The organism is Mesorhizobium sp. ISC11, from assembly GCF_037162595.1.
GTDB lineage: Bacteria > Pseudomonadota > Alphaproteobacteria > Rhizobiales > Rhizobiaceae > Mesorhizobium > Mesorhizobium ciceri.
The window spans coordinates 5,503,267-5,522,818 of record NZ_JAVSPW010000001.1 but is presented as its reverse complement, the minus strand read 5'-3'; the positions used below and the strand labels follow the sequence as shown (position 1 = coordinate 5,522,818).

Here is a 19,552-nt window from a genome sequence, read left to right as displayed (position 1 = left end):
CCGTTGGCGTCCGCGAGGCGGACACGCGTCATGAGAGGAAACTTGCGCCTAACATAGGGAGAGCGTCCCCCCTTGCCAAGCAGAACAGCACGTCTGGGTTAAGCTTTCGCGCAACCATCAGCCGGCACTGTGGCCGCTGAAAGGCAAGGGCGGGACCGGGGCCGCGCCAATCAGCCCGGCGACGGCCCGCGCCGGCGCTAGGTCGAAGGATGGCAGGAAGCGGCCGAAGGGGGCAACGACCGGCCGCGCTTCCACCGTCGCGGACTTCAGTCCATATCCAGGCAAACCAAGGCATTCACCGGCCTGCCACACCGCCGGTTCGACCGCGAGCGCGGCGCGCATCAGGCTCGACGGGGTTTTTCCTTCACCCGTCGCCAGCCGTTTCGCCGCTGCCGTGCCTAACGGGGCAATCAACAATGCGCTGCTGCTGTCGTTCAATGTGATGTGCCGGCGGCCGTCCCACAGGGTGCTGCCGGTGGCGGCAGCGGCGGCGGGCAGTCCGCGCGCCTCGCGGCGCAGGAATATGCCGGAGCGCCGGGAATCGACAACCGTCCGCGACAATGTGGCGCAAAGAAATCCAGCCCTCAGCCGACCGAACAGAGCCTCGCTGCGGGCCTCATCCGGCACGAAGGCAATCCCGCCGGTCGTGGCCAGAAGGATGCGCAACGCATAGATGGCCGCCTGCTCGTCACCGGAGGAGAGCAGGCACGGGTCGAGGCGGATGAGGCCGATGGCTGGCTGGCTGGCGAAGCCATCGATCAAACCGGCTGCGCTGGCGCCAAGCTGCCTGCGCTCGAGGGCGGCCTGGCCCGCGAGCATCAACATGCCCTTCACATGCTCGACACTCTCGCCGGCAAGTGCGGCCCGCACACGCGGCCGCTCGAAAGCCGCGTCGACATTGGTCGGATCGTCAGCCCAGCCGACATTTTGACGGCGCAGGACGTCGCGCAATACCGCGCGCCGCACGCCGAGGAGCGGCCGCACGATCCAGATGCGCCAGTCATAGAGGGTGGCCGGTGCCATGCCGGCAAGTCCCCGGCCGGCCATTCCGGCATGGCCTTGGCCCTCGTCCCGCGCGTGCCGCATCAGCACCGTTTCCGCCTGGTCGTCGGCGGTATGGCCGGTGAGGATCATGCCGATGCCTTCCGCTTGTGCCGCCTCGGCTAGCAGCCGGTAGCGCGCCTCGCGAGCGGCGGCGGGCAGACCGGTCGATGGCTTTGGACCCGACCATGTCAGGATGCGGTGTGAAATTCCGAGCCTGGCGCACAGCTTCGCCACTGTTTGCGCTTCCGCAGCCGAACCGGACCGCAAACCGTGGTCGATCGTCACCGCCAGCAGCCTGGTTGCCGGCGCCCTACGTTCGAGATGGTGTTTGAGAAGAAGGAGCAGGGCGGTCGAGTCGCTGCCGCCGGACACGGCCGCAACAGCGCCGCTGGTAAAATCGATATGCGAAAAAGGGTTAGTCGAAAGGTCCGGCTCGGTGTCGAGCATGATGCATGTCGCCCAAAAGTGATCCCGGTTTCAGGACAACGACATGTATGACAAGGATCAGCAGGCAGCCAGAGCCTTCTCCTGCTTGACGCGTTCCTTGAGCGCGCTGGAAATATCGGGGTAGCGCTTGCCGACCTCGATGAAAGTGGCGCAGGCAACGTCATGCTGCTTGAGGCCGACCAGCGACACGCCGAGCTTCAGCAACATGTCGGGAGCTTTCTTGGCCTTGGGGTAGTCCTTGCTGGCGGCAAGGAACGTCTCGGCCGCATCGCGGTATTTCTGCTGGCCGAGCAATGACTCGCCCAGCCAGTAATGCGCGTCCGCGGCCTTCGCATCCTTGGGGAAGCGGGCGATGTGGTCGCGAAAACCCTGCTCGGCGGTGCCGTAGTCGCCCGAGAGGATGAACTGGTATGAGTTGCGGTAGAGCTCTTCCGGATTGTTGGTGGCGGGCAACGCCGCGACCACCGTATCGGATTTGCCGGCCTTGGGCGCCGCCCCGGCGACTGGCGCGGTATCCTGCGCCGGCGCGGTCGATTGTGTGTTGCCGCCGGCATCGATGACATTGCCGTTCTTGTCGACGGTGATGCTGCCGAAGGTCTTTTCCGGCGCTCCCGTACCGGGAATAACCTTGCCGGGGTCGCCATCCGGAGATTCGACGATGACGTCCTCGACCGTCTTGCCGACTGCCGATTGATCGTTGGCGGGCTCGGCGCCGGCATCGGCCGGCGCCCGTGTTGCCGGGGCCGCCGCCACGTTGTTGTCGGTGCCGGTGGTGGCGTCCGATTTCTTCTGCGCCGGCGGCTGTCCGCCTTGCGTGCCGCCACCTTCCAGCTGCTGGAAGCGGAATTCATTATCTTCCTGCTGCTTGCGGATCTGCTCCTGCATTTGCAGGACCTGGAAATTGAGTTCCTCGATCTTGCCGTTCATCTGCCGCAGCTGCTCTTCCAAGCTGGTGACAGCGGTAGGATCGGACTGCACCAGCTGAACCTGGTCCGGTTTCTTCTTTTGACCAAAAAAACCGGGCAATTCGATACTGGGAAGATGGAAGGTAAAGCCGCTGTCGGTTGATTGCCCTGTGCCGCTCGCCCCGGTGCCGCTAGCCAGGGCGGTGACGCCTGATAGGAGCAGCAGCGCAAGCGTGCCGCTCAGAACCGATCTCAAATGCATGTGCCTCTCGCAGTGATTTCGTTAGCTTGTTCGCGCCTTCCAATCAGAATGGGACCAGCCAAGCGCCCTCGGCTCATAGCAGGAGCCGAGACTTCGGCCAAATTTTGTTTCGGGCATCCGGATATGAAAAAGGCGGCCCCAAGGCCGCCTTTCGCACAAGTATGTTGCATTTTTACCGCTAGACGGCCACGCGTCCTTTGACGCGCCGGTCCATGATGCCTCAGGAGCCAGCGCCGCTAAGCGTAGTGACCGCGCGGCGATTCTGCGACCAGCAAGAGATGTCGTCGCAAACCGCGACCGGACGTTCCTTGCCGTAGGAAATGGTCTTGAGACGGCTGGCCGAGACGCCCTTGGCGACAAGGAAGTCACGGGTAGCGGCTGCGCGGCGGGCGCCGAGCGCCAGATTGTATTCGCGCGTTCCGCGTTCGTCGGCATGGCCTTCGACGACGATGGCATACTGCTTGTACTGGTTCAGCCACTGTGCCTGGCGCGAGAGCGTCGTCTGCGCATCGGCACGGATCGAGGTCGAGTCCGTATCGAAGAAGATGCGGTCGCCAATGTTGACGGTGAAGTCCTGCGCCGATCCGGGTGTTGCGGCGCCGGCGCCGTTAAGGCCAAGATCGGCCGCGTTGTTCGGCGTCTTTTTCGAGGCGCAACCGGCGATGGCGAGCATCGCCACCAGCGCGATCATGACCGGGTTTCTGGTAAGTGCTGCAATACGGCCCATGCCGCCTCTCCTTCGTAATTCGAGTGGTCTAATTTGAGTGATTTCGTTGATCACCCAGTAACCACGTTTGGGTTAACCGGCATTCAAGAAACACGGTTAAATTTTGGTTTAAGCTGCCCGTCCGCAGCCATTGGCCATGAGCCACAGTTGGCGCGGACCCTAGGCGGAAATACGGCCAAAACGCGACAAAGAGATGGAAAAGAGGAATTGAAGAGTTGGGGAATTGAGGAACTGAAGAGAGAATTCACTTCAGCTTTTCTCTCAGATTGATCAGCATGCCGTAGATATGGGCATAGGATCGCAGCCAATCGTCGTGTTGTGCCTGGCTGATGTATCCAAGGTCGAACGCGTAGGAAATCCACGTCTCCACTTCGCTGCATGACCCCATTGCCATTGAAATGAACCGCGCGAATTCGGGTTTGGAGTGAGTCTGCTTGGCAAATCCCTCAGCCAAATTGGCGCAGATTCCCTTGCTGGAGCGACGCAACTGATCAGCCAGTGCGTATTGCTCCATTTTCGGGAAGGCGAGCGTAGCTTTATGCACGTCAAGAGAGACCACATAAGCGCGCTTATAAACCTCTAGATCCTTCGCACGCTTGATGTGGCCGCCCGCCTTCTCCATTCTTCAGTTCTTCAATTCCCCAGTTCCTCAGTTCGTCTCTTACTCCAGCAGCGGCGACCAGGCAGGGTCCGAAGCGAAGTTCGCCGTCGGGATCGATTGCTCGTTGCGTCCGGTCAGATCGACCGAAACCAGTTTGGGGCCACCGGCGGAATCGCGGAAGAACATCAGCACGCGGCCATTCGGCGCCCAGGTCGGTCCCTCCTGCTGGAAGCCGGAGGAGAGGATGCGCTCGCCCGATCCATCGGTCTTCATGACCCCGATCTGGAATTCGCCGCCGGTCTGCTTGGTGAAGGCAATCAGGTCGCCGCGCGGCGACCATACCGGTGTCGAATAGACGCCATCGCCAAAGGAGATACGGGTCTGGCCCGAGCCGTCGGCGCCCATCACGTAGATCTGCGCGCGGCCGCCACGGTCGGAGGTGAACACCACCTTGCTGCCGTCGGGCGAATAGGATGGCGAGGTGTCGATGGCGGTCGAGTTGGTCAGCCGCGTCGTCGAGCGGCTGCGCAGGTCCATGGCGAAGATGTTGGAATTGCCGTCGTCGCGCAGCAGGCTCATGATCACCTTCTGGCCATCGGGCGAAAAGCGCGGCGCAAAGGTCATGCCTGGGAAATTGCCGACCAGTTCGCGTTGGCCGGTCTCGATCTGCAGCAGGTACACCCGCGGCTGGCCGCTTTCATAGGACATGTAGGTGATTTCCTGCCGGTTCGGCGAGAAACGCGGCGTCAGCACGATCGACCTGCCGTCCGAAAGATAGCGGACGTTGGCGCCGTCCTGGTCCATGATCGCGAGGCGCTTCTTGCGCGCATTCTTGGCTCCGGATTCGTCGATGAAGACGACGCGGGTGTCGAAATAGCCTTTTTCGCCGGTCAGCCGCTCATAGATGGCGTCGGCGATGATATGGGCGACACGCCGCTGATTGGCATCGTTGGCGAAGAACTGCTCGCCAGCCATCTGCTGGCCGGCAAAGGTATCCCACAACCGGTACTGGGCGCGGATGCGGCCGTCGGCTTCCTTGCTGACGCTGCCCGTGACCAGCGCCTGCGCGTTGATCACCTTCCAGTCGTCGAAGCGCGGTGCTGCATCGGGGTTGGTGATTTTCTCGATAAAGGCGCTCTTGTCGATCGGAGCGAACAGACCCGAACGCTTCAAATCGGCGGTGACGATCTGCGAAATCTGCGCCCCAAGCGCGTCGCCGCCCTGGAAATCCGTGATGGCGATCGGCAGCGGCTCGACGTTGCCCTTGTTGACGTTGAGCTCGACGAGCGCCAGCGCCGGCAACGTGCCTGCCGCGGTCATGCCCATCGCCATTGCTGCGACCATCAGGAGCGGCTTGAGGATTGATTTCATGTCTTCTCGCTTCTCGTACTGATTTTCGGATGACAGGGCCTTAGAGGCCGAGCATCTCCCTTGGATCGAAGGTGACGCGGACGTCGGCCCAGATGTCCTGCTTGCCGGCGGGAACTTGCAGGCCGGTGACATCGCATTTTTGCACCGCACGAACGGCACTTTCGTCGAACTGGCGATTTCCGCTCGACTTTTCGACCGCCGGGCGCCCGTCCAGCTTACCGGATGCATCCAGGTTGAACCGCACCACGACGAGGAAGTTCTCGGAACCTTCAAGGCCGACAGGAAGGGTCCAGCAGCCGCCGAGCTGGCTTTCCAGGGCACCCATTTCGGACCTGGAAAGCTTCTGACCTTGGTCCTTGTCGCCGCCGAGCGACGCCTGCTGGGTCGAGCGCTTGGCGCCGCCGCCGGATGGTTTCTGCTTGTCGAGGAGCGCGGAGATCTCGTCGGCGTTGAATTGCTTGTCATCGGATTTCGGCTTCGACGACGCTTCCTTGACCGGCTTGTCGGCGTCCTTGCGCTCCGGCGCCTTGGCGCTTTCGGCCTGCGCCGGCTGCGGCTTCGGCCGCGCTTCCGGCGCGGGAGCGGAATCCGGCAGCTGCGTCGCCTCGGCGGGCGGCTCCTGCGCTATGGCTTCAGCGACGGCGTCGGGCTTGACCTCGGGCGTCGGATCGATGGCAGCGGTCTTGTCCTGCGGCGGCGGGGTCGGCGCCGGCTTGGCCGGTGTCGGCTTGGGATCGGCCTGCTTGACCGGCTCGGGCTTGACCTCTTCCTTGGGCGTCGGCGCCGGCGCCACTTCCGTTGCCGGGGTGGGCTTGGGCTTCTCCTGCGGCTTTGGCACGTCCTCGGGCTTCGGCTTTTCGATCGGGGTCGGCGCGGGCGGCGGAGCCGAGGTCATGTCGACGGGCTTCGGCTTGGCTTCCGGCGTTATCGGCTTGTCGGTGTCGACGCTGTTCTCGCCGACCTTCTGCGCATCCGGAACGATGTCCGGGCGCTGCGTCGGCACAGGCGCCGGCTTTTCATGCATCACGGCCTTTTTGTCGCCCTGCAACGTCTGCGCAATGGCTTCCATCGGCACGATGTCGACCGCGACCGACTCGACGTCGGACGACGGAAGTGCCGCCGGCGCCGTCAGCGTGAACAGGCCGAAGGTCAGCGCCGCCGTATGCAAGATCACCGAGGTGGTGAGGCCGGTCTTCATCGCGCGTCTACTGGTCCTGTTCCTGCAGTGAAACCAGGCCGATGTTCTTGTAGCCGGCGGCCGAAATGCGGGCCATCACCTTCATCGCCGTACCATAGTCGGTGGACTTGTCGCCGCGGATGAAGATGCGCTCCTCATAGCCGGTCTTGGAAATTGCCTGCAGCTTGGCTACCAGTTCCTCGATCGGGATTTCGGTTTCCTGCAGGTAAATCTGGCCGGCGGCGTTGATCGAGACGGTGATCGGCTGCGTGTCGGCATTCATCGCCTTAGCCTGCGTATCCGGCAGGTCGATCGGCACGCCGACCGTCAGCATTGGTGCCGCGACCATGAAGATGATCAGCAGCACCAGCATCACGTCGACCATCGGCGTGACGTTGATCTCGGACATCAGTGCATGGTGACGGCCGCGCCGCCTGTGGCCGCGCCCGCCGCGTCCTGCCATGCCCATGGACATACCCATCTGCTACTCCTCAGGCCTTGGGGGCCACTTTTTCATCGATTTGGCGCGAGAGTATGGCGGAGAACTCGTCGGAGAATCCTTCCATGCGCACGGCTATCTTGCTCGCATCGGACGACAGCTTGTTGTAGGCGATGACGGCGGGAATGGCGGCGAGCAGGCCGATGGCCGTCGCCAACAGCGCTTCGGCGATGCCCGGCGCAACCACGGCGAGACTGGTATTCTTGGAGCCGGCGATCGCCTGAAACGACGTCATGATGCCGATGACGGTGCCGAACAGGCCGATGAAGGGTGCCGCCGAGCCGGTGGTGGCAAGGAAGCCGAGGCGGCCTTCCAGCTTTTCCATCTCGCGGGTCAGCGCCAGGTCCATCGCCTTGTCGATGCGGGTTTGCAGGCCGAGCGGCGACTTGGCGCCCTTCTCGAAACTCTTCTTCCACTCGCGCATGGCCGCCACGAAAATGGCGCCCATGCCGGTGGTCTTGCGATCGGCGAGCGTGCGGTAAAGCTCCTCCAGCGACTGCCCCGACCAGAACACCTGCTCGAACCGGTTGAGCGCCAGCCGCATGCGGGCATAGGAAACCAGCTTGTCGACGATGATCGCCCAGGTCCAGACCGAGGCGCAGAGCAGGCCGATCATGACCAGCTTGACCACCCAGCTGGCCGAAACGAACAGCGACCAAACCGACAATTGCGCGCCCGGATCGGCGAGTGCGATATTTTCCATCGTTACGTCCTTAAGATTTTCCGGGCGAAGCTGGCGGCTGGCCCCTGGCATCCCTTGTGGTCGGTTCGCACGAAGCTACCGGAACAACCCCAAACTGTGCCGTTGTCGGCCTTTTCAGGGCAAATATTGGTGAAAGGAAGGCGTTCGATAACGCCAATCTTCACCAATCTCTTCATGAACCGTTATGGTTAAGGATGGGTTAGTATATAAGGCGCGGCGCATTGCCACGCCCGCACAGTTGTAACGCCATCATCCAAGCGCGAAGTCAGGATGGGTTGAGATTCAGGTCAGGCCGAGCCGAAAGCGGTGGTTTCCGAGAACCGGAGCGGAGGGTACTTGAAGTACCCGAGCACCGGAAGCGCAGGGAATCACCGTTTGCAGGCCGGCATCACCTGAATATCATCCCATCCGGGGCATGAATGCCGCCACCCATTCCTTGGGAAAGCGCCTTGGGCGGCCATTCTCGCCGATGATCGCCGCCTCGACCTTGGCCTCGACCAGCACCTCGTCGCCGCGCTTGAGCTGCTGCGCCATGAAGATGCGCGCGCCGGAAATCTCCTCGGTGCGGGTGTCGACGGTCAGGATGTCATCGATACGAGCGGGGCCGCGAAAGTCGATCTCCATGCGACGCACCACCCAGACTATTCTTTCGCCATGCTTGCCGTCGGCAAGCTCTGTGTGGTGCACGCCGGTCAGCCTGAGATAGTCGGAGCGGCCGCGTTCGAAGAACTCGAGATAGCGTGCATGGTAGACGACGCCGGAGAAATCGGTGTCGGCATAGTAGACTCGCGCCATCAGCCGGTGGCCGAACGCCGTCAGCGCACCGGAAAGCCCGGCCAGCAGCGTCGCCGATTCACCATGATCGTCCATTGCGCTTCCTTTTTTAGTCCCAGCGAGGCACCAGTTTCCCGCGGAACATAACATCGGATGGCACTGTTGACGGCGATGATCAAGAGTTTGACGGCGGCGCTGTTCGTGTTGGTGGCTTTGGCGCTGCCTGGCCAGACCGCGACATTCTCGATGAAGCGCGGCCTCAATCTCGACCAGTGGGTCACCTGGCCCGGCGAGGACCAGTGGGGCGACGCCAAGGCCATCCTGCCGTATCCGGAGTGGCGGAAATTCCTTGGGGAGGACGACCTCAAGGCGTTGAAGGATGCCGGCTTCGATTTCCTGCGCATGCCGGTCGATCCATCGCCCTTTCTGTCCGACCAGACCGTGGCCTTGCGTGACGATCTCTATGCCAGCGTGCGGGACTCGGTGCGCATGATCAACCGCGCCGGGATCAAGGTGATCGTCGACATGCACCTGATCCCGGCCGGCGGCAGCCGCAAGATCGGAATGGCTGAAGTGATGGGCGACCCACGGACCTTCGACGCCTATGTCGAGATGGTCCGCAAGATGGCCCGCACGCTGGCCAGCGAAGATCCCGCCCAGGTCGCCTTCGAGCCCATGAACGAACCGATCGTGGACTGCGACAGCGACGGCACGAGCCTGTGGCCGGACCGCCAGCGCAAACTGTTCGCGGCGGCGCGATCCTCGGCTACGAAACTGACCCTGGTGCTGACCGGCGCCTGCTATTCCGCCGCGAGTTCGTTGGAAAAGATCGACCCGAAGACGATTCCGGACGACAACGTCATCTGGACCTTCCATTCCTACGATCCGTTTCTGCTCACCCATCAGGGCGCAACCTGGGCCGGAGACTTCATTCCTTACGTGACCGGCCTGCCCTATCCGCTGAGTGCGGTGCCCAAGGCACAGCTCGACGTGACGCTCGACACCATCCGCGCCAGGATCAAGGCCGAGGCGCCATGGACGCGGCAAAGCGGCCTGCTTGCCTATCTTGACGAACAGGTCGCCAGCATGGACAGCCCCGACAGACTGCTCGGCTTGGTGGATGCGCCGTTCGAAAAGGTCGAGGCGTGGGCGAGGGCCAACGGCGTCAAGCCTGGAAACATCACGCTGGGCGAGTTCGGCATGATCCGTCAGGAATACGGCAATTCCTATGTGATGCCCGCCGGGTATCGGGCCGCCTATGTCAGGGACATGATCGCGCGTGCCGAAGCACATGGCTTCTCATGGTCGGTGTGGAGCTATGGCGGCGCCTTCGGCATCGTCGATGCCTTCAACGGCGACAAGGCCGAGCCGGATGTGATGGACGCGATCAAATCGCTTCACTGAGGCGATCTGGATTTAGCCAAGGTCGATCGACAGGATTCCCGGCCGCATCCCGAAACGCACCGGCAATATGCTGAAACCGAGCCCGCCGGAGACGATCAGATTGCGATCGTTCTCGACGACGTGGCCATAGGCGTAGCGGTTGCCGAAACGCGATGGCACGACCGGCGAATAGCCGAACAGCCGAATTTGTCCGCCGTGGGTGTGGCCGGACAGGGTCAGCGAGACGCGCCACGGCACTTTCGGAAAAATATCCGGCTCGTGCGCAAGCAGGATGATGGGCGAGGTGTCGCTGACCTTGGCCAGCGTGCCGTCGAGATCGTCCAGCCCCGTGAAGCCGGCGCGGTCCCTGGTCGGCAGCAGAGCGAGCTGGTCGGCGAGCCCGGCAATCCAGACACCATGCCCATCCTTTTCCAGGCGCACGACATCGTTCTCCAGCACCGGAATGCCGACTTTCTCCAGGGCCTTGCGCGCTACGGTCGGGCCGGCCCCGGCGCGCTGCGCGAAGCCATCTGCCCACCAGTCATGGTTGCCGAGAATCGAGAGCACGCCGAGCGGTGCCTTGAGGTCCGAGAGGGCGGAGGCCCATTGCGACGGCGTCACCGGGCCGGTCACCAAGGGCATGCCGGCGATATAATCGCCGAGCAGGACGATCACGTCCGGCTGCAGGGCACTCGCGTCTTCGACAAGTGAGGCGATCCGCTCCGGCGTCATCCATGGCCGGCAGGCATGGATATCGGCAAGCGCGACGATGCGCAGCTTCAGGCCATCAGGCCAATGCGGCGGCGTTAGCGCATAGCGTTTCACATGCGTCAGCAGCATCGGCTCTATGCCGGCCGCATAGGCGCTGAACGCGGCAACCGACAGAACCGACCCGCCGATGAAGCGCAGGAATCCGCGTCTGGTGATCATTGCGTGGCTCCGGCAAACCATCGGAGCGAGATTGCCCCGGGATGGCACCGCCACCAGAGCCGACGAATGCGCCGGCAAACCGACGAAGCCGAGGATATTTTGCGCAGGCCGCTCACAGATTCTTTGTCGGCCCGGAACCTGCGCCTGATCGCCCTGAGCGCTATTCTTCCTGGAACAGGTTGATCTGCTGTTGCGCCAGATCCTTCGGAGCGTCGAGGCCGAGATGGCGCCAGGCATTGGCCGTCAGCATCCGGCCGCGCGGCGTGCGCTGGATGAAACCCTGCTGGATCAGATAAGGCTCGATGATGTCCTCGATGGCGTCGCGCGGCTCTGACAGGCCGGCGGCGATCGTCTCGATGCCGACCGGCCCGCCGCCGAAATTGCGCGCGATCATGCTGAGGTACCGGCGGTCGAGCGCGTCGAGGCCGAGCGCGTCGACTTCCAGCCGGGTCAACGCTTCGTCGGCGATCTTGCGGTCGACATGGCCATCGCCGGCCACCGAGGCGAAATCGCGCACACGGCGCAACAACCGGCCGGCGATGCGTGGCGTGCCCCGCGCGCGCCGCGCGATCTCCAGCGCGCCGTCGTTGCCGAGCGGCATTTGCAGGATACGCGCGCCACGCCGCACGATCTGCTCCAGCTCCTCGACCGTGTAGAAATTGAGCCGTACCGGAATGCCGAAACGGTCGCGCAACGGATTGGTGAGCAGGCCAAGCCGCGTGGTGGCGGCGACGAGGGTGAAGCGGGCGAGGTCGATCTTGACCGAGCGCGCCGCCGGGCCTTCGCCGATGATCAGGTCGAGCTGAAAATCCTCCATCGCCGGATAAAGGATCTCCTCCACCGCCGGGCTCAGCCGATGGATCTCGTCGATGAACAGCACGTCGCCTTCCTCGAGATTGGTCAGCAGCGCAGCAAGATCGCCGGCCTTGGCGATGACCGGACCCGAGGTCGAGCGGAAATTGACGCCGAGCTCGCGCGCCATGATCTGCGCCAGCGTCGTCTTGCCGAGACCAGGCGGCCCGACGAACAGCACATGGTCGAGCGCCTCGCTGCGGCTCTTGGCGGCCTCGATGAACACTTTGAGATTGGCCCGCGCCGCCGCCTGGCCGACGAAATCGTCGAGCGTCTGCGGCCGCAAGGTCTGCTCGGCATCCTCGCCGCGTTTTTCCGGTGCAATCAAGCGGGGCGACAGGCTCATGCCGCCTTCCTTGCACACGGCAAGGGGCTGAACAAGCGGCGGCTCACCGCGCAAGTTCCTTCAGCCCGAAGCGAATCAGCTTCGGCGCATCGGCATCCTCGCCCGCCGTCTTCAGCGCCGCCGCCACCGCATTGGCGGCCGTGTCGCGCGAATAGCCGAGATTGACCAGCGCCGAGACCGCGTCGGTGATCGGCGCGGATGCCACGCCGTCGCCGAGCTCCTGTTTCAGGCCGATGGTGCCCGAAGCGGTTCCGGCATAGGCCGGCGCCTTGTTCTTCAGTTCGGTGACGATGCGCTCGGCCACCTTCTTGCCGACGCCGGGTGCGCGAGAAACCATGGCGATGTCGCGCAGCGCAATCGCATTGGCGAGGTCGGCCGGCGCCAGCGTCGACAGGATGGCCAGCGCCACCTTGGCGCCGACGCCCGGAACATTGTTCATCAGCAGCCGGAACCACTCGCGTTCCAGCACTGACTGGAAGCCGTAGAGCCGCAGCATGTCCTCGCGGACATAGGTCTCGATGAACAGCACCACCGCTTCGCCGGGCGAAGGCAACGCGGCCAGCGTGCGCGCTGAACAATAGGCGACGTAGCCGACGCCATGGATATCGACGAGGCAATGATCCTCGTCGATCTCATCCAGCGTGCCCTTGAGCTTGCCGATCATTGGACGCAATCCCCGTTAGGGATGAGTATCGGGCGTGATGAGCTCGACATCTGGAAAGTACTTTCTGAAACCTGCGGGATCGCGAGTAAGAATGGGATAGCCTCGGATGGCAGCGTGAGCCCCAATCAAGAAGTCGGGCATCACCTTCTCTCGAGGTCCGCCCAACCGCCGATAGACCGAGAACGCTCTCGACGCAGCAAAGGCCGCCTCGAACGGGAGACTTTCGCGCCGGAACTCGTCTTCAGGCAAGGCATCATCGACATCGTCTATCGCCTCATAGCGCATCGAAAACTCGGCGTAGATAATCTGATTGATGACCAGGCTGCCTTGCTCGAGGGCAGACACCATTTTGGACCACGACCACTTTGACCAGACGGGATCGCGAACGGCGATATCGACAAGCACGTTGGTGTCGACAAGCGTCGCCAAGATTAGCGATCCCGGGTCAAAGCCATGACGGCATCGGCATTCATTGTCTGATCGCCGCTGCCCTCAAGCCGATCGAGCGCAGCAAGAAAACGATCGAGTCTTTCGCGGTCGGCCAACCGCCCCTTGTCATGCTTCGGCGTGATCGTGATCTTGCCGCCCTCGATGCCGAAGATGACTTCGCTGTTGGCGCCAATCCCAAATGTCTCCCGCAGATCCCGTGGGATTGTCACTTGGCCTTTGCTCGTCACACGCATGAAACACCCCTTTCTTACAAGTAAGGATTATTCCAACCCGACGAACAAGTCAAGAACATCGCTAACCAGCGAGCGCCATCCGGTAAGCCACGCTTTGCCGGTGATGCGCGTGGCAAATGGCGATGGCAAGCGCGTCGGCGGCATGTTCGGTATCGAAGACGGCTTTCGGCAACAGCACCTTCACCATCATGTGGATCTGCTTCTTGTCGCCATGCCCGACGCCGATCACCGCTTTCTTGACGGCGTTGGGCGCATATTCGGCAACGACGAGGCCGGCACGCGCCGGCACCAGCATGGCGATGCCGCGTGCCTGACCGAGCTTCAGCGTTGCCACCGCGTCCTTGTTGACGAAGGTCTGTTCGACCGCCGCTTCGTGCGGCATGGCGGCATGCAGGACTTCGGCAAGCCCGTCATGCAGCTGGCACAGCCGCGTTGCCAGCGCGGCCTTATCGTCTGATTTCACAGTGCCGGAAGCAATGAAGCGCAGCGAATTGCCGAGGCTTTCGACGATGCCCCAGCCGGTGCGCCGAAGCCCGGGATCGATACCGATGATGCGAATCGCTTCCGCCATTTGCCGAGTTTACCTCCGGCGGACAGCGATGCCAGCGAAATGTGAACAAACCGGAAACAGAAGGCGGACCGCGGTCTAACCCCGAGCGAAAGCCGTGTTGAGCAGGCTGATCTGGTCGGAAACCGGGTTGGGGCGGCGAGCCATCGGTTGCATGTCGACCACGGCGCCCGAGCCATAGATCTCGTCGTCCATGCGGCGCACCAACGCTTGCAGGCGCAGCGAGCGGGTGACGAGGTCGAGGAAATCCTCGGGCAGTTCGGCCCAACCGGCGGCTTCGTCATGGGCGGAAGCGGTGTCGAGGCGCACCTTGGACTTTTCCGATGCCACCTGGTCGCGGGTCATCTCTCCGGAATTGGCGGCGCGCTGCAGAAGCAGCCAGGAGGCAACCTGCATCAGCCTGGTGGTCAGCCGCATCGATTCGGCGGCGTAGAGCGTGGCGGCCAGCCGCGACAGCTTCTTCGCCTCGGCCCGGCCCTTGCCGTCGAGATATTCGGCGGCCTGTTCGACCAGACCCATGCCTTCCTGGTAAAGCGGCTTGAAGGATTGCGAGAAAACCCGGCGTTCCGCCAGCTTGACGGTTTTCGCACTGCCCTTCGAAGGCTCGTTCATTGATACGCCCCTGCACTTGCAACCGGCCGATTCGGCTCCCTGCCGATACACCCGGAACCCTATCTGACTGAAGCTTGAAAATGCGCTTCGTCACCGGTGAAGGCAAGCACATGTTTAACAGAAGGTTAACGGCACCCCTGTCGGGCGGCCCCGCTGGGGTGCGGACAAAAAAAGAGAAATCGAGACAAAAAAAGAGCCGCGGATAAGGCGGCTCTCAGGAGTTTAACAGGGAGGCGTCAAACAAAGTGGCTCCAACCACTCGGTAAGAATCCAGATCACTGGATGAACATAGTAAACACCTGTAAAGCTTAATGAAGCCTTAACGGTGCGGATGTTTTTTGACCGAACACCGCCATACTGTGCCGTAACAGCACAGCACCTCCTGCGTCAGCTCGGCTCAAGCGGTCTTCCAGACCGCCGGCACAGCCTCACCTTCCCTTAGGCTCGGCTCAAGCGGTCTTCCAGACCGCCGGCAAGGCGATGAAGGCGAACAGCAGCATGGCTGCGTAGAAGCCCATCGAGGAGGCCGCCACCAGCGGTTCGATCGCGGCATTGCCGGCAAGCAGGAAATAGAGGCCGATCAGCAGGCCGATGCCGCTGACCGCCGTCAGCCAGAAATGAACTGTGGCGAGCGTCTTCTGCCCGATTGCCGGAAACAAATGGTAGAAGAAGGCGAAGACCGCCGACATCAGCCATCCGGCCACCATCGTGTGGGCGTGGGTCGGCATCTGGTCGTGATCCTGGCTGATCGCCATGTACAGGCCGAGCGCCATGCCGCACAGCGAATAGATGATGGCCAGCGTGAAGAAATTCCGTGCTATCCCTTGCATAATGGTCCCCCGAATTGCCTTTTCCCGCTTGCGGGAATGGGTTGATCGTCAGGCGATTGTTGTCGCCATCGGGCTCCCGGCATTGGCGCACTAATATCGGCAGCGTATCCAGACGATGTCGCGCCAACCCCCTCCCGACGATTCGTACATTAGCAGAAAATCAGATAATGCGTTCACAATCTGCGACCTCGCGCGTTGGCCGTAAGCTGAAACAGAGCCGGATTTTTCGCGACATCGTTCCGAAACAGGCGCCACGCTAAACGCCCGCTCCTCTGACGGCCGGCGCAAATCGGCGCCGCCGCAAACCTGACCGGACACTGCAGGAGCAACCCATGGACTGGTACTCGATCGTCAAATTCCTCCACGTCACTACCGCCATTCTGTGGGTCGGCGGTGGCTTCGTACTGTTCCTGCTGGGCATGCTTGCCGAGCGCGCGGGCAACATCGAGGAAAAGCTGCAGGCAATGCGCGCCAGCGGTCAGCTGGGCGGCAGGTTCTTTGCGCCGATGTCGATGCTGACGCTGATCTTCGGCCTCATCATGTGCTGGTTCTGGGTCGGCTTCTCCGATTTGTGGGTACTCATCGGCCTGGCGGGATACGCCACGACCTTTTCGATCGGCATGTTCATCTTCAAGCCGACCGGGGAGCGCATGGGCGCAATGATCGCCAAGGAGGGCGTCACGCCAGAGGTTCTTGCCATCGGCCAGCGCATGATGAGCGCGGCACGTTTCGACTATGCGGTGATGCTGGTGATCATTGCGGACATGGTGCTCAAACCGACCGTGCATGACATCGGCATCCTTGCCGGCATGGTGCTGGTCGTTATGTTCGGCGCGACACTGGCTTTTGGCGGCAACCGTCGTCTGGTGCCAAGCGCCGCCTGACCCCTAATGACGGGCGGCTGCGCGGCGGCCTTTCTACATCAGGCCGACAATGCCATCCCACAGCAGCTTCAGCGCCACGACCGCGACGGTTGCGTAGGTAAAGGGATAGAAGGTTTCCGGCCGCATGCGGCGCACCAGCCACGCTCCGGCGATGGTCGACAGCGGCGCCAGCGGCATCAGCACCGCCGATGCCGTCAGATTGGCGGTGTCGAACTGGCCGAGCGCGAAATAGGGCACCAGCTTCAGCGCGTTGGTGGCGGCAAAGAAGATCGCTGCGGTGCCCGACAGAACTTTCGGATCGAGACGGATGGGCAAGGCATAGACCTGGAAGGGCGGACCGCCGACATGGGCAACGAAGCTGGTGAAGCCGGCGACCGTGCCCCAGACGGCGGCGGCCACGCGGTTGGGCGCGGCCGCGTGATCGGCGCCGTGGCGGAACTGCAGATAGAGCCAGCGCAGGACGAAGATGATGGCGACGGCGCCAACGATCAGCCGCACCGCCTCTTCGGTCACCAGTGCCGCCGTAAGCCAGCCAAGGCCGATGCCGATGACGGCGCCCGGCATCATGTCGACCAGCATCTTGCGGTCGTAAACGCCCCACCACGTCCACACCGAGACGATGTCCATCAGGCACAGGATCGGCAGCAGGATGGCCGCCGCCTGCACCGGCGGCATGGTCAGCGCCATCAGCGGCACGCCGACGAAACCGACGGCACCGCCAAAGCCGCCCTTCGACAGGCCGACCAGAATGACCGCCGGAATGGCGGCCGCATAGAACCACGGATCGAGAAGCAGGCCTGACATGGGAGGGGACTGGTCCGGAGGGAAAGCGTGTCGACGCTTGAATAGCCCAGAATGTCGGGCGGAGCGACAGCAAATATGAGCGTGGCGGCCGCACATGCGGGCCGACGCAGGCCTGTGCCTACCGACGCGCCGAGACCAGCAGGAACATCGGCCGCTCGAGCTCTTCCGCCAGTTCGGGTTTGGCCGCGATCTGCTCTGATGTCGGACGGAACTCCTCGACATGCGCGATGGTGAAGCCGGCCTGCAGGAGAGCGTTGAGCGTGGTGCCGATCGTGCGGTGATGTTTCACGACGCCCTTCGCCAGCCAGTCCGTGCTGCGCGGTCCTTCCACCAGATACTGGTCGACAGGCCACGTCTTTCGGCCTTCGCTATCGATCACCCAGCCGGGTTTGGTCGGCGCCATGAAGATCGGATGTTCCGTGGAAAAGACGAAATGCCCGCCAGGCGCCAGGGCCCGATACACGGTCCCGAACAGACGCGACACATCCTCGACATAGTGCAAGGCGAGCGAACTGTAGACGAGATCGAAGCTGGCTTCCGGCAGGCTGAGCCGATCGAGATCGGCCGTCTCATAGCTTATCCCTGCATCCGGGCCGGCGGCCCTTGCTCGGGCAAGCATCTTCTCCGACAGGTCCAGGCCAAGCACCTGCGCCGCCCCATGCTCGCGTGCCCATCGGCAGAACCAGCCGAAGCCGCAGCCGAGATCGACGACCCTCAAGCCGCCGACATCGGGCAGCATCGCGCGCATTGCCGGCCACTCGGCGGCACCCTCCAGCCCTTCGACCGAACGGCCGAGTTGGCTGTAGCCTGCGAAGAAATCCTCACGGTCGTATATGTTCTGCGCCATGACAGTCTCGGTCTCATTTGGTCGGCACACTAACCAAGCGGCCACCGGCTTTCCACCCGGCTCGATCAGGAGGCATGCAAGACCTTTGCCCTATCCCGAGAAGCAGCCGCGTCGAGCGGTGGCGGCCGCCGCCGGATCGGCTGCGCCTTGATGATGGCGGTGCTTGTCTCCGCCTTGTCGGCGATACGGTCGAGAATCCCGTCGAGATCGCCGATCGAGCGTACGAACAGCCGGGCGACGAAGCAGTCATCGCCCGTCACCTTGTCGCATTCGCCGAATTCGGGGATGTCCTCGATCAGCTTCTGAACGATGTGCAGCTTGCCCGGCAGAGGCCGGATGCGCACGATCGCCTGCAAGGTATAGCCGAGCGCGAGCGGATCGATCTCGACGGTGAACGCCCGGATGACGCCGCGCTCCTCGAGTCGTCGCAGCCGCTCCGAAACGCTTGGCGACGACAGCCCGACCTGGGCGGCCAGCTCCTTCAGCGAGGTCCGCGCATCCTTGACCAGGATTTCAAGGAGATTTCGGTCGAGATCGTCCAGCATCTTTTTCCTTTTCCCGACAGCTTGGAGCTTTCTCCTAATATAATTAGGCCAATAGGCCATACACCCTTTCCAATCTGATGGAAAGCTTCGCGACCGCATGAGATTATGGCGGCTCAACCGATAAGGAGGTTTGTTGTGAACGAGACAGTACGCGGCACGGTCGAAATGTCCGCCGCAATGGCCATCCTGGGAACGATCGGATGGTTCGTCGTCCTGTCCGGCCAGCCGATCATGGATGTGGTGTTTTGGCGTTGCGCTTTCGGCGCGCTGACGCTGCTCATCATCTGCGCCGGGCTGGGGTTGCTGCGCAACAGGCTGTCGCTGCGCATCATCGGCATCGCCGCGCTCGGCGGCGTCGCCATCGTCGTCAACTGGCTTTTGCTGTTCAGCGCTTTCTCGCGCGCGTCGATCTCGATCGCCACCGCCGTCTACAACACGCAGCCCTTCATGCGGGCGGCTTCGGCGCGCTCTTCTTCGCCGAGCGGCTGAGCCTGACCAAGCTGACCTGGCTGACCATCGCCTTCGCCGGCATGGTGCTGATCGTGCAGTCGGCTCCCGATGCCGGCCCCAATGCCGGCATGGCCGGCACGGATTATTTCACCGGCATCGTCATGGCATTGGGCGCGGCCTTCTTCTGGGCCGTCGCCGCCATCGTCACCAAGAAGCTCAAGGGCACGCCACCGCATCTGATTGCGCTGATACAGGTCTGCGTCGGCGTCGTCATGCTGGCGCCGTTCGCCAATCTATCCCGGCTTCCAGCCGATGCCTGGAGCTGGACCATGCTGGCGACGCTCGGCATCGTCCACACCGGCCTGATGTACATACTGATGTACGGCGCCATCCAGAAGCTGCCGACGCATCTGCAGGGATCGCTGTCGTTCATCTATCCCGTCGTCGCCATCCTGGTCGACGTCGTCGCCTTCGGCCATCGGCTGCATCTGAGCCAGGTCGTCGGCGCCACCGCCATCCTGATCGCCGCCGCCGGCATGAATCTCGGCTGGACGCTGAGGAAGGGCAAACCGCCCGTCGCGAGCCCGCACCCGATCAAGTGAAGCGGCCCGCCGGCTGCCCGGCGGATCAAACATCGCGATCCC

The 19,552-nt window shown here is 62.8% G+C and carries 22 protein-coding genes and 1 pseudogene; 3 read left to right on the top strand and 20 right to left on the bottom strand.

Translation table 11 applies throughout. From position 1 onward, the window contains the following. Nucleotides 1-117: 117 nt before the first annotated feature. The 9 genes from tilS to ybgC all read right to left on the bottom strand — a co-directional run bounded on the left by tilS (nucleotide 118) and on the right by ybgC (nucleotide 8,606). Nucleotides 118-1,491, bottom strand: a complete 1,374-nt coding sequence (gene tilS / locus RPF88_RS26675; protein WP_337123483.1) for a tRNA lysidine(34) synthetase TilS — start codon at nucleotides 1,489-1,491, stop codon at nucleotides 118-120. Nucleotides 1,492-1,548: 57 nt separating this feature from the next. Further along, on the bottom strand, nucleotides 1,549-2,658 hold the full coding sequence (gene ybgF / locus RPF88_RS26670; protein ID WP_337123482.1) for a tol-pal system protein YbgF: 1,110 nt from the start codon (nucleotides 2,656-2,658) through the stop codon (nucleotides 1,549-1,551). 220 nt (nucleotides 2,659-2,878) lie between these two features. Next, complete coding sequence (pal, locus tag RPF88_RS26665; protein ID WP_013529149.1) at nucleotides 2,879-3,385, bottom strand: peptidoglycan-associated lipoprotein Pal; 507 nt, start codon at nucleotides 3,383-3,385, stop codon at nucleotides 2,879-2,881. Nucleotides 3,386-3,629: 244 nt separating this feature from the next. After that, a complete protein-coding gene (locus tag RPF88_RS26660; protein ID WP_337123481.1) occupies nucleotides 3,630-4,007 on the bottom strand; it encodes a four helix bundle protein in 378 nt (125 codons plus the stop codon). Nucleotides 4,008-4,046: 39 nt separating this feature from the next. Then, the gene (tolB, locus tag RPF88_RS26655) at nucleotides 4,047-5,357 is read right to left on the bottom strand and encodes a Tol-Pal system beta propeller repeat protein TolB (RefSeq protein ID WP_013529148.1); all 1,311 of its coding nucleotides are present in this window, start codon (nucleotides 5,355-5,357) and stop codon (nucleotides 4,047-4,049) included. A gap of 40 nt (nucleotides 5,358-5,397) precedes the next feature. Next, nucleotides 5,398-6,555 (bottom strand): TonB family protein, encoded by a 1,158-nt coding sequence (locus RPF88_RS26650; protein ID WP_013529147.1) that lies wholly within the window; start codon nucleotides 6,553-6,555, stop codon nucleotides 5,398-5,400. Between the two features lie 7 nt (nucleotides 6,556-6,562). Beyond that, nucleotides 6,563-7,015, bottom strand: a complete 453-nt coding sequence (gene tolR / locus RPF88_RS26645) for a protein TolR (protein WP_013529146.1) — start codon at nucleotides 7,013-7,015, stop codon at nucleotides 6,563-6,565. A 10-nt stretch (nucleotides 7,016-7,025) separates the two neighbouring features. Next, nucleotides 7,026-7,736 (bottom strand): protein TolQ, encoded by a 711-nt coding sequence (gene tolQ, locus RPF88_RS26640; RefSeq protein ID WP_013529145.1) that lies wholly within the window; start codon nucleotides 7,734-7,736, stop codon nucleotides 7,026-7,028. A gap of 399 nt (nucleotides 7,737-8,135) precedes the next feature. Next, nucleotides 8,136-8,606 carry a tol-pal system-associated acyl-CoA thioesterase gene (gene ybgC, locus RPF88_RS26635; RefSeq protein ID WP_337123480.1) on the bottom strand — a complete coding sequence of 157 codons (471 nt, stop codon included), beginning with the start codon at nucleotides 8,604-8,606 and terminating at the stop codon, nucleotides 8,136-8,138. Between the two features lie 57 nt (nucleotides 8,607-8,663). Between ybgC and RPF88_RS26630 the strand changes: the two genes are divergently transcribed. Then, nucleotides 8,664-9,914, top strand: coding sequence for a glycoside hydrolase family 5 protein (locus tag RPF88_RS26630; protein WP_337123479.1), 1,251 nt, complete (start codon nucleotides 8,664-8,666; stop codon nucleotides 9,912-9,914). 12 nt (nucleotides 9,915-9,926) lie between these two features. On the opposite strand, the gene RPF88_RS26625 is transcribed toward RPF88_RS26630, so the two are convergent. The 8 genes from RPF88_RS26625 to RPF88_RS26590 form a co-directional block, all read right to left on the bottom strand. Further along, entirely contained in the window at nucleotides 9,927-10,823 is an 897-nt protein-coding gene (locus RPF88_RS26625) for a metallophosphoesterase (RefSeq protein ID WP_337123478.1), read from the bottom strand. Between the two features lie 160 nt (nucleotides 10,824-10,983). After that, nucleotides 10,984-12,021, bottom strand: a complete 1,038-nt coding sequence (gene ruvB, locus RPF88_RS26620; RefSeq protein ID WP_013529141.1) for a Holliday junction branch migration DNA helicase RuvB — start codon at nucleotides 12,019-12,021, stop codon at nucleotides 10,984-10,986. A 43-nt stretch (nucleotides 12,022-12,064) separates the two neighbouring features. Continuing rightward, nucleotides 12,065-12,685: a Holliday junction branch migration protein RuvA gene (ruvA, locus tag RPF88_RS26615; RefSeq protein ID WP_127261672.1), complete on the bottom strand. Its 621-nt coding sequence runs from the start codon at nucleotides 12,683-12,685 to the stop codon at nucleotides 12,065-12,067. A 15-nt stretch (nucleotides 12,686-12,700) separates the two neighbouring features. After that, nucleotides 12,701-13,114 carry a type II toxin-antitoxin system VapC family toxin gene (locus RPF88_RS26610; protein ID WP_013529139.1) on the bottom strand — a complete coding sequence of 138 codons (414 nt, stop codon included), beginning with the start codon at nucleotides 13,112-13,114 and terminating at the stop codon, nucleotides 12,701-12,703. A 2-nt stretch (nucleotides 13,115-13,116) separates the two neighbouring features. Continuing rightward, entirely contained in the window at nucleotides 13,117-13,368 is a 252-nt protein-coding gene (locus RPF88_RS26605; RefSeq protein ID WP_013529138.1) for an AbrB/MazE/SpoVT family DNA-binding domain-containing protein, read from the bottom strand. A 61-nt stretch (nucleotides 13,369-13,429) separates the two neighbouring features. Further along, the gene (ruvC, locus tag RPF88_RS26600; RefSeq protein ID WP_013529137.1) at nucleotides 13,430-13,939 is read right to left on the bottom strand and encodes a crossover junction endodeoxyribonuclease RuvC; all 510 of its coding nucleotides are present in this window, start codon (nucleotides 13,937-13,939) and stop codon (nucleotides 13,430-13,432) included. Nucleotides 13,940-14,014: 75 nt separating this feature from the next. Further along, complete coding sequence (gene rcdA, locus RPF88_RS26595) at nucleotides 14,015-14,548, bottom strand: protease adaptor protein RcdA (protein ID WP_127384606.1); 534 nt, start codon at nucleotides 14,546-14,548, stop codon at nucleotides 14,015-14,017. 449 nt (nucleotides 14,549-14,997) lie between these two features. Next, nucleotides 14,998-15,378: a hypothetical protein gene (locus tag RPF88_RS26590; protein WP_337123477.1), complete on the bottom strand. Its 381-nt coding sequence runs from the start codon at nucleotides 15,376-15,378 to the stop codon at nucleotides 14,998-15,000. Nucleotides 15,379-15,710: 332 nt separating this feature from the next. Between RPF88_RS26590 and RPF88_RS26585 the strand changes: the two genes are divergently transcribed. Then, nucleotides 15,711-16,262, top strand: coding sequence for a DUF2269 family protein (locus RPF88_RS26585; protein WP_064995913.1), 552 nt, complete (start codon nucleotides 15,711-15,713; stop codon nucleotides 16,260-16,262). 33 nt (nucleotides 16,263-16,295) lie between these two features. Here the strand turns inward: RPF88_RS26585 and RPF88_RS26580 are convergent, their stop codons facing one another. From RPF88_RS26580 to RPF88_RS26570, 3 genes are all read right to left on the bottom strand, one after another. Next, nucleotides 16,296-17,066 carry a sulfite exporter TauE/SafE family protein gene (locus RPF88_RS26580; protein WP_013529133.1) on the bottom strand — a complete coding sequence of 257 codons (771 nt, stop codon included), beginning with the start codon at nucleotides 17,064-17,066 and terminating at the stop codon, nucleotides 16,296-16,298. A gap of 118 nt (nucleotides 17,067-17,184) precedes the next feature. Continuing rightward, nucleotides 17,185-17,913, bottom strand: coding sequence for a class I SAM-dependent methyltransferase (locus RPF88_RS26575; RefSeq protein ID WP_337123476.1), 729 nt, complete (start codon nucleotides 17,911-17,913; stop codon nucleotides 17,185-17,187). Nucleotides 17,914-17,978: 65 nt separating this feature from the next. After that, nucleotides 17,979-18,458 carry an Lrp/AsnC family transcriptional regulator gene (locus tag RPF88_RS26570; RefSeq protein WP_013529131.1) on the bottom strand — a complete coding sequence of 160 codons (480 nt, stop codon included), beginning with the start codon at nucleotides 18,456-18,458 and terminating at the stop codon, nucleotides 17,979-17,981. A 135-nt stretch (nucleotides 18,459-18,593) separates the two neighbouring features. Between RPF88_RS26570 and RPF88_RS26565 the strand changes: the two are divergent. Continuing rightward, nucleotides 18,594-19,510: pseudogene (locus RPF88_RS26565) on the top strand (DMT family transporter). Nucleotides 19,511-19,552 lie beyond the last annotated feature (42 nt).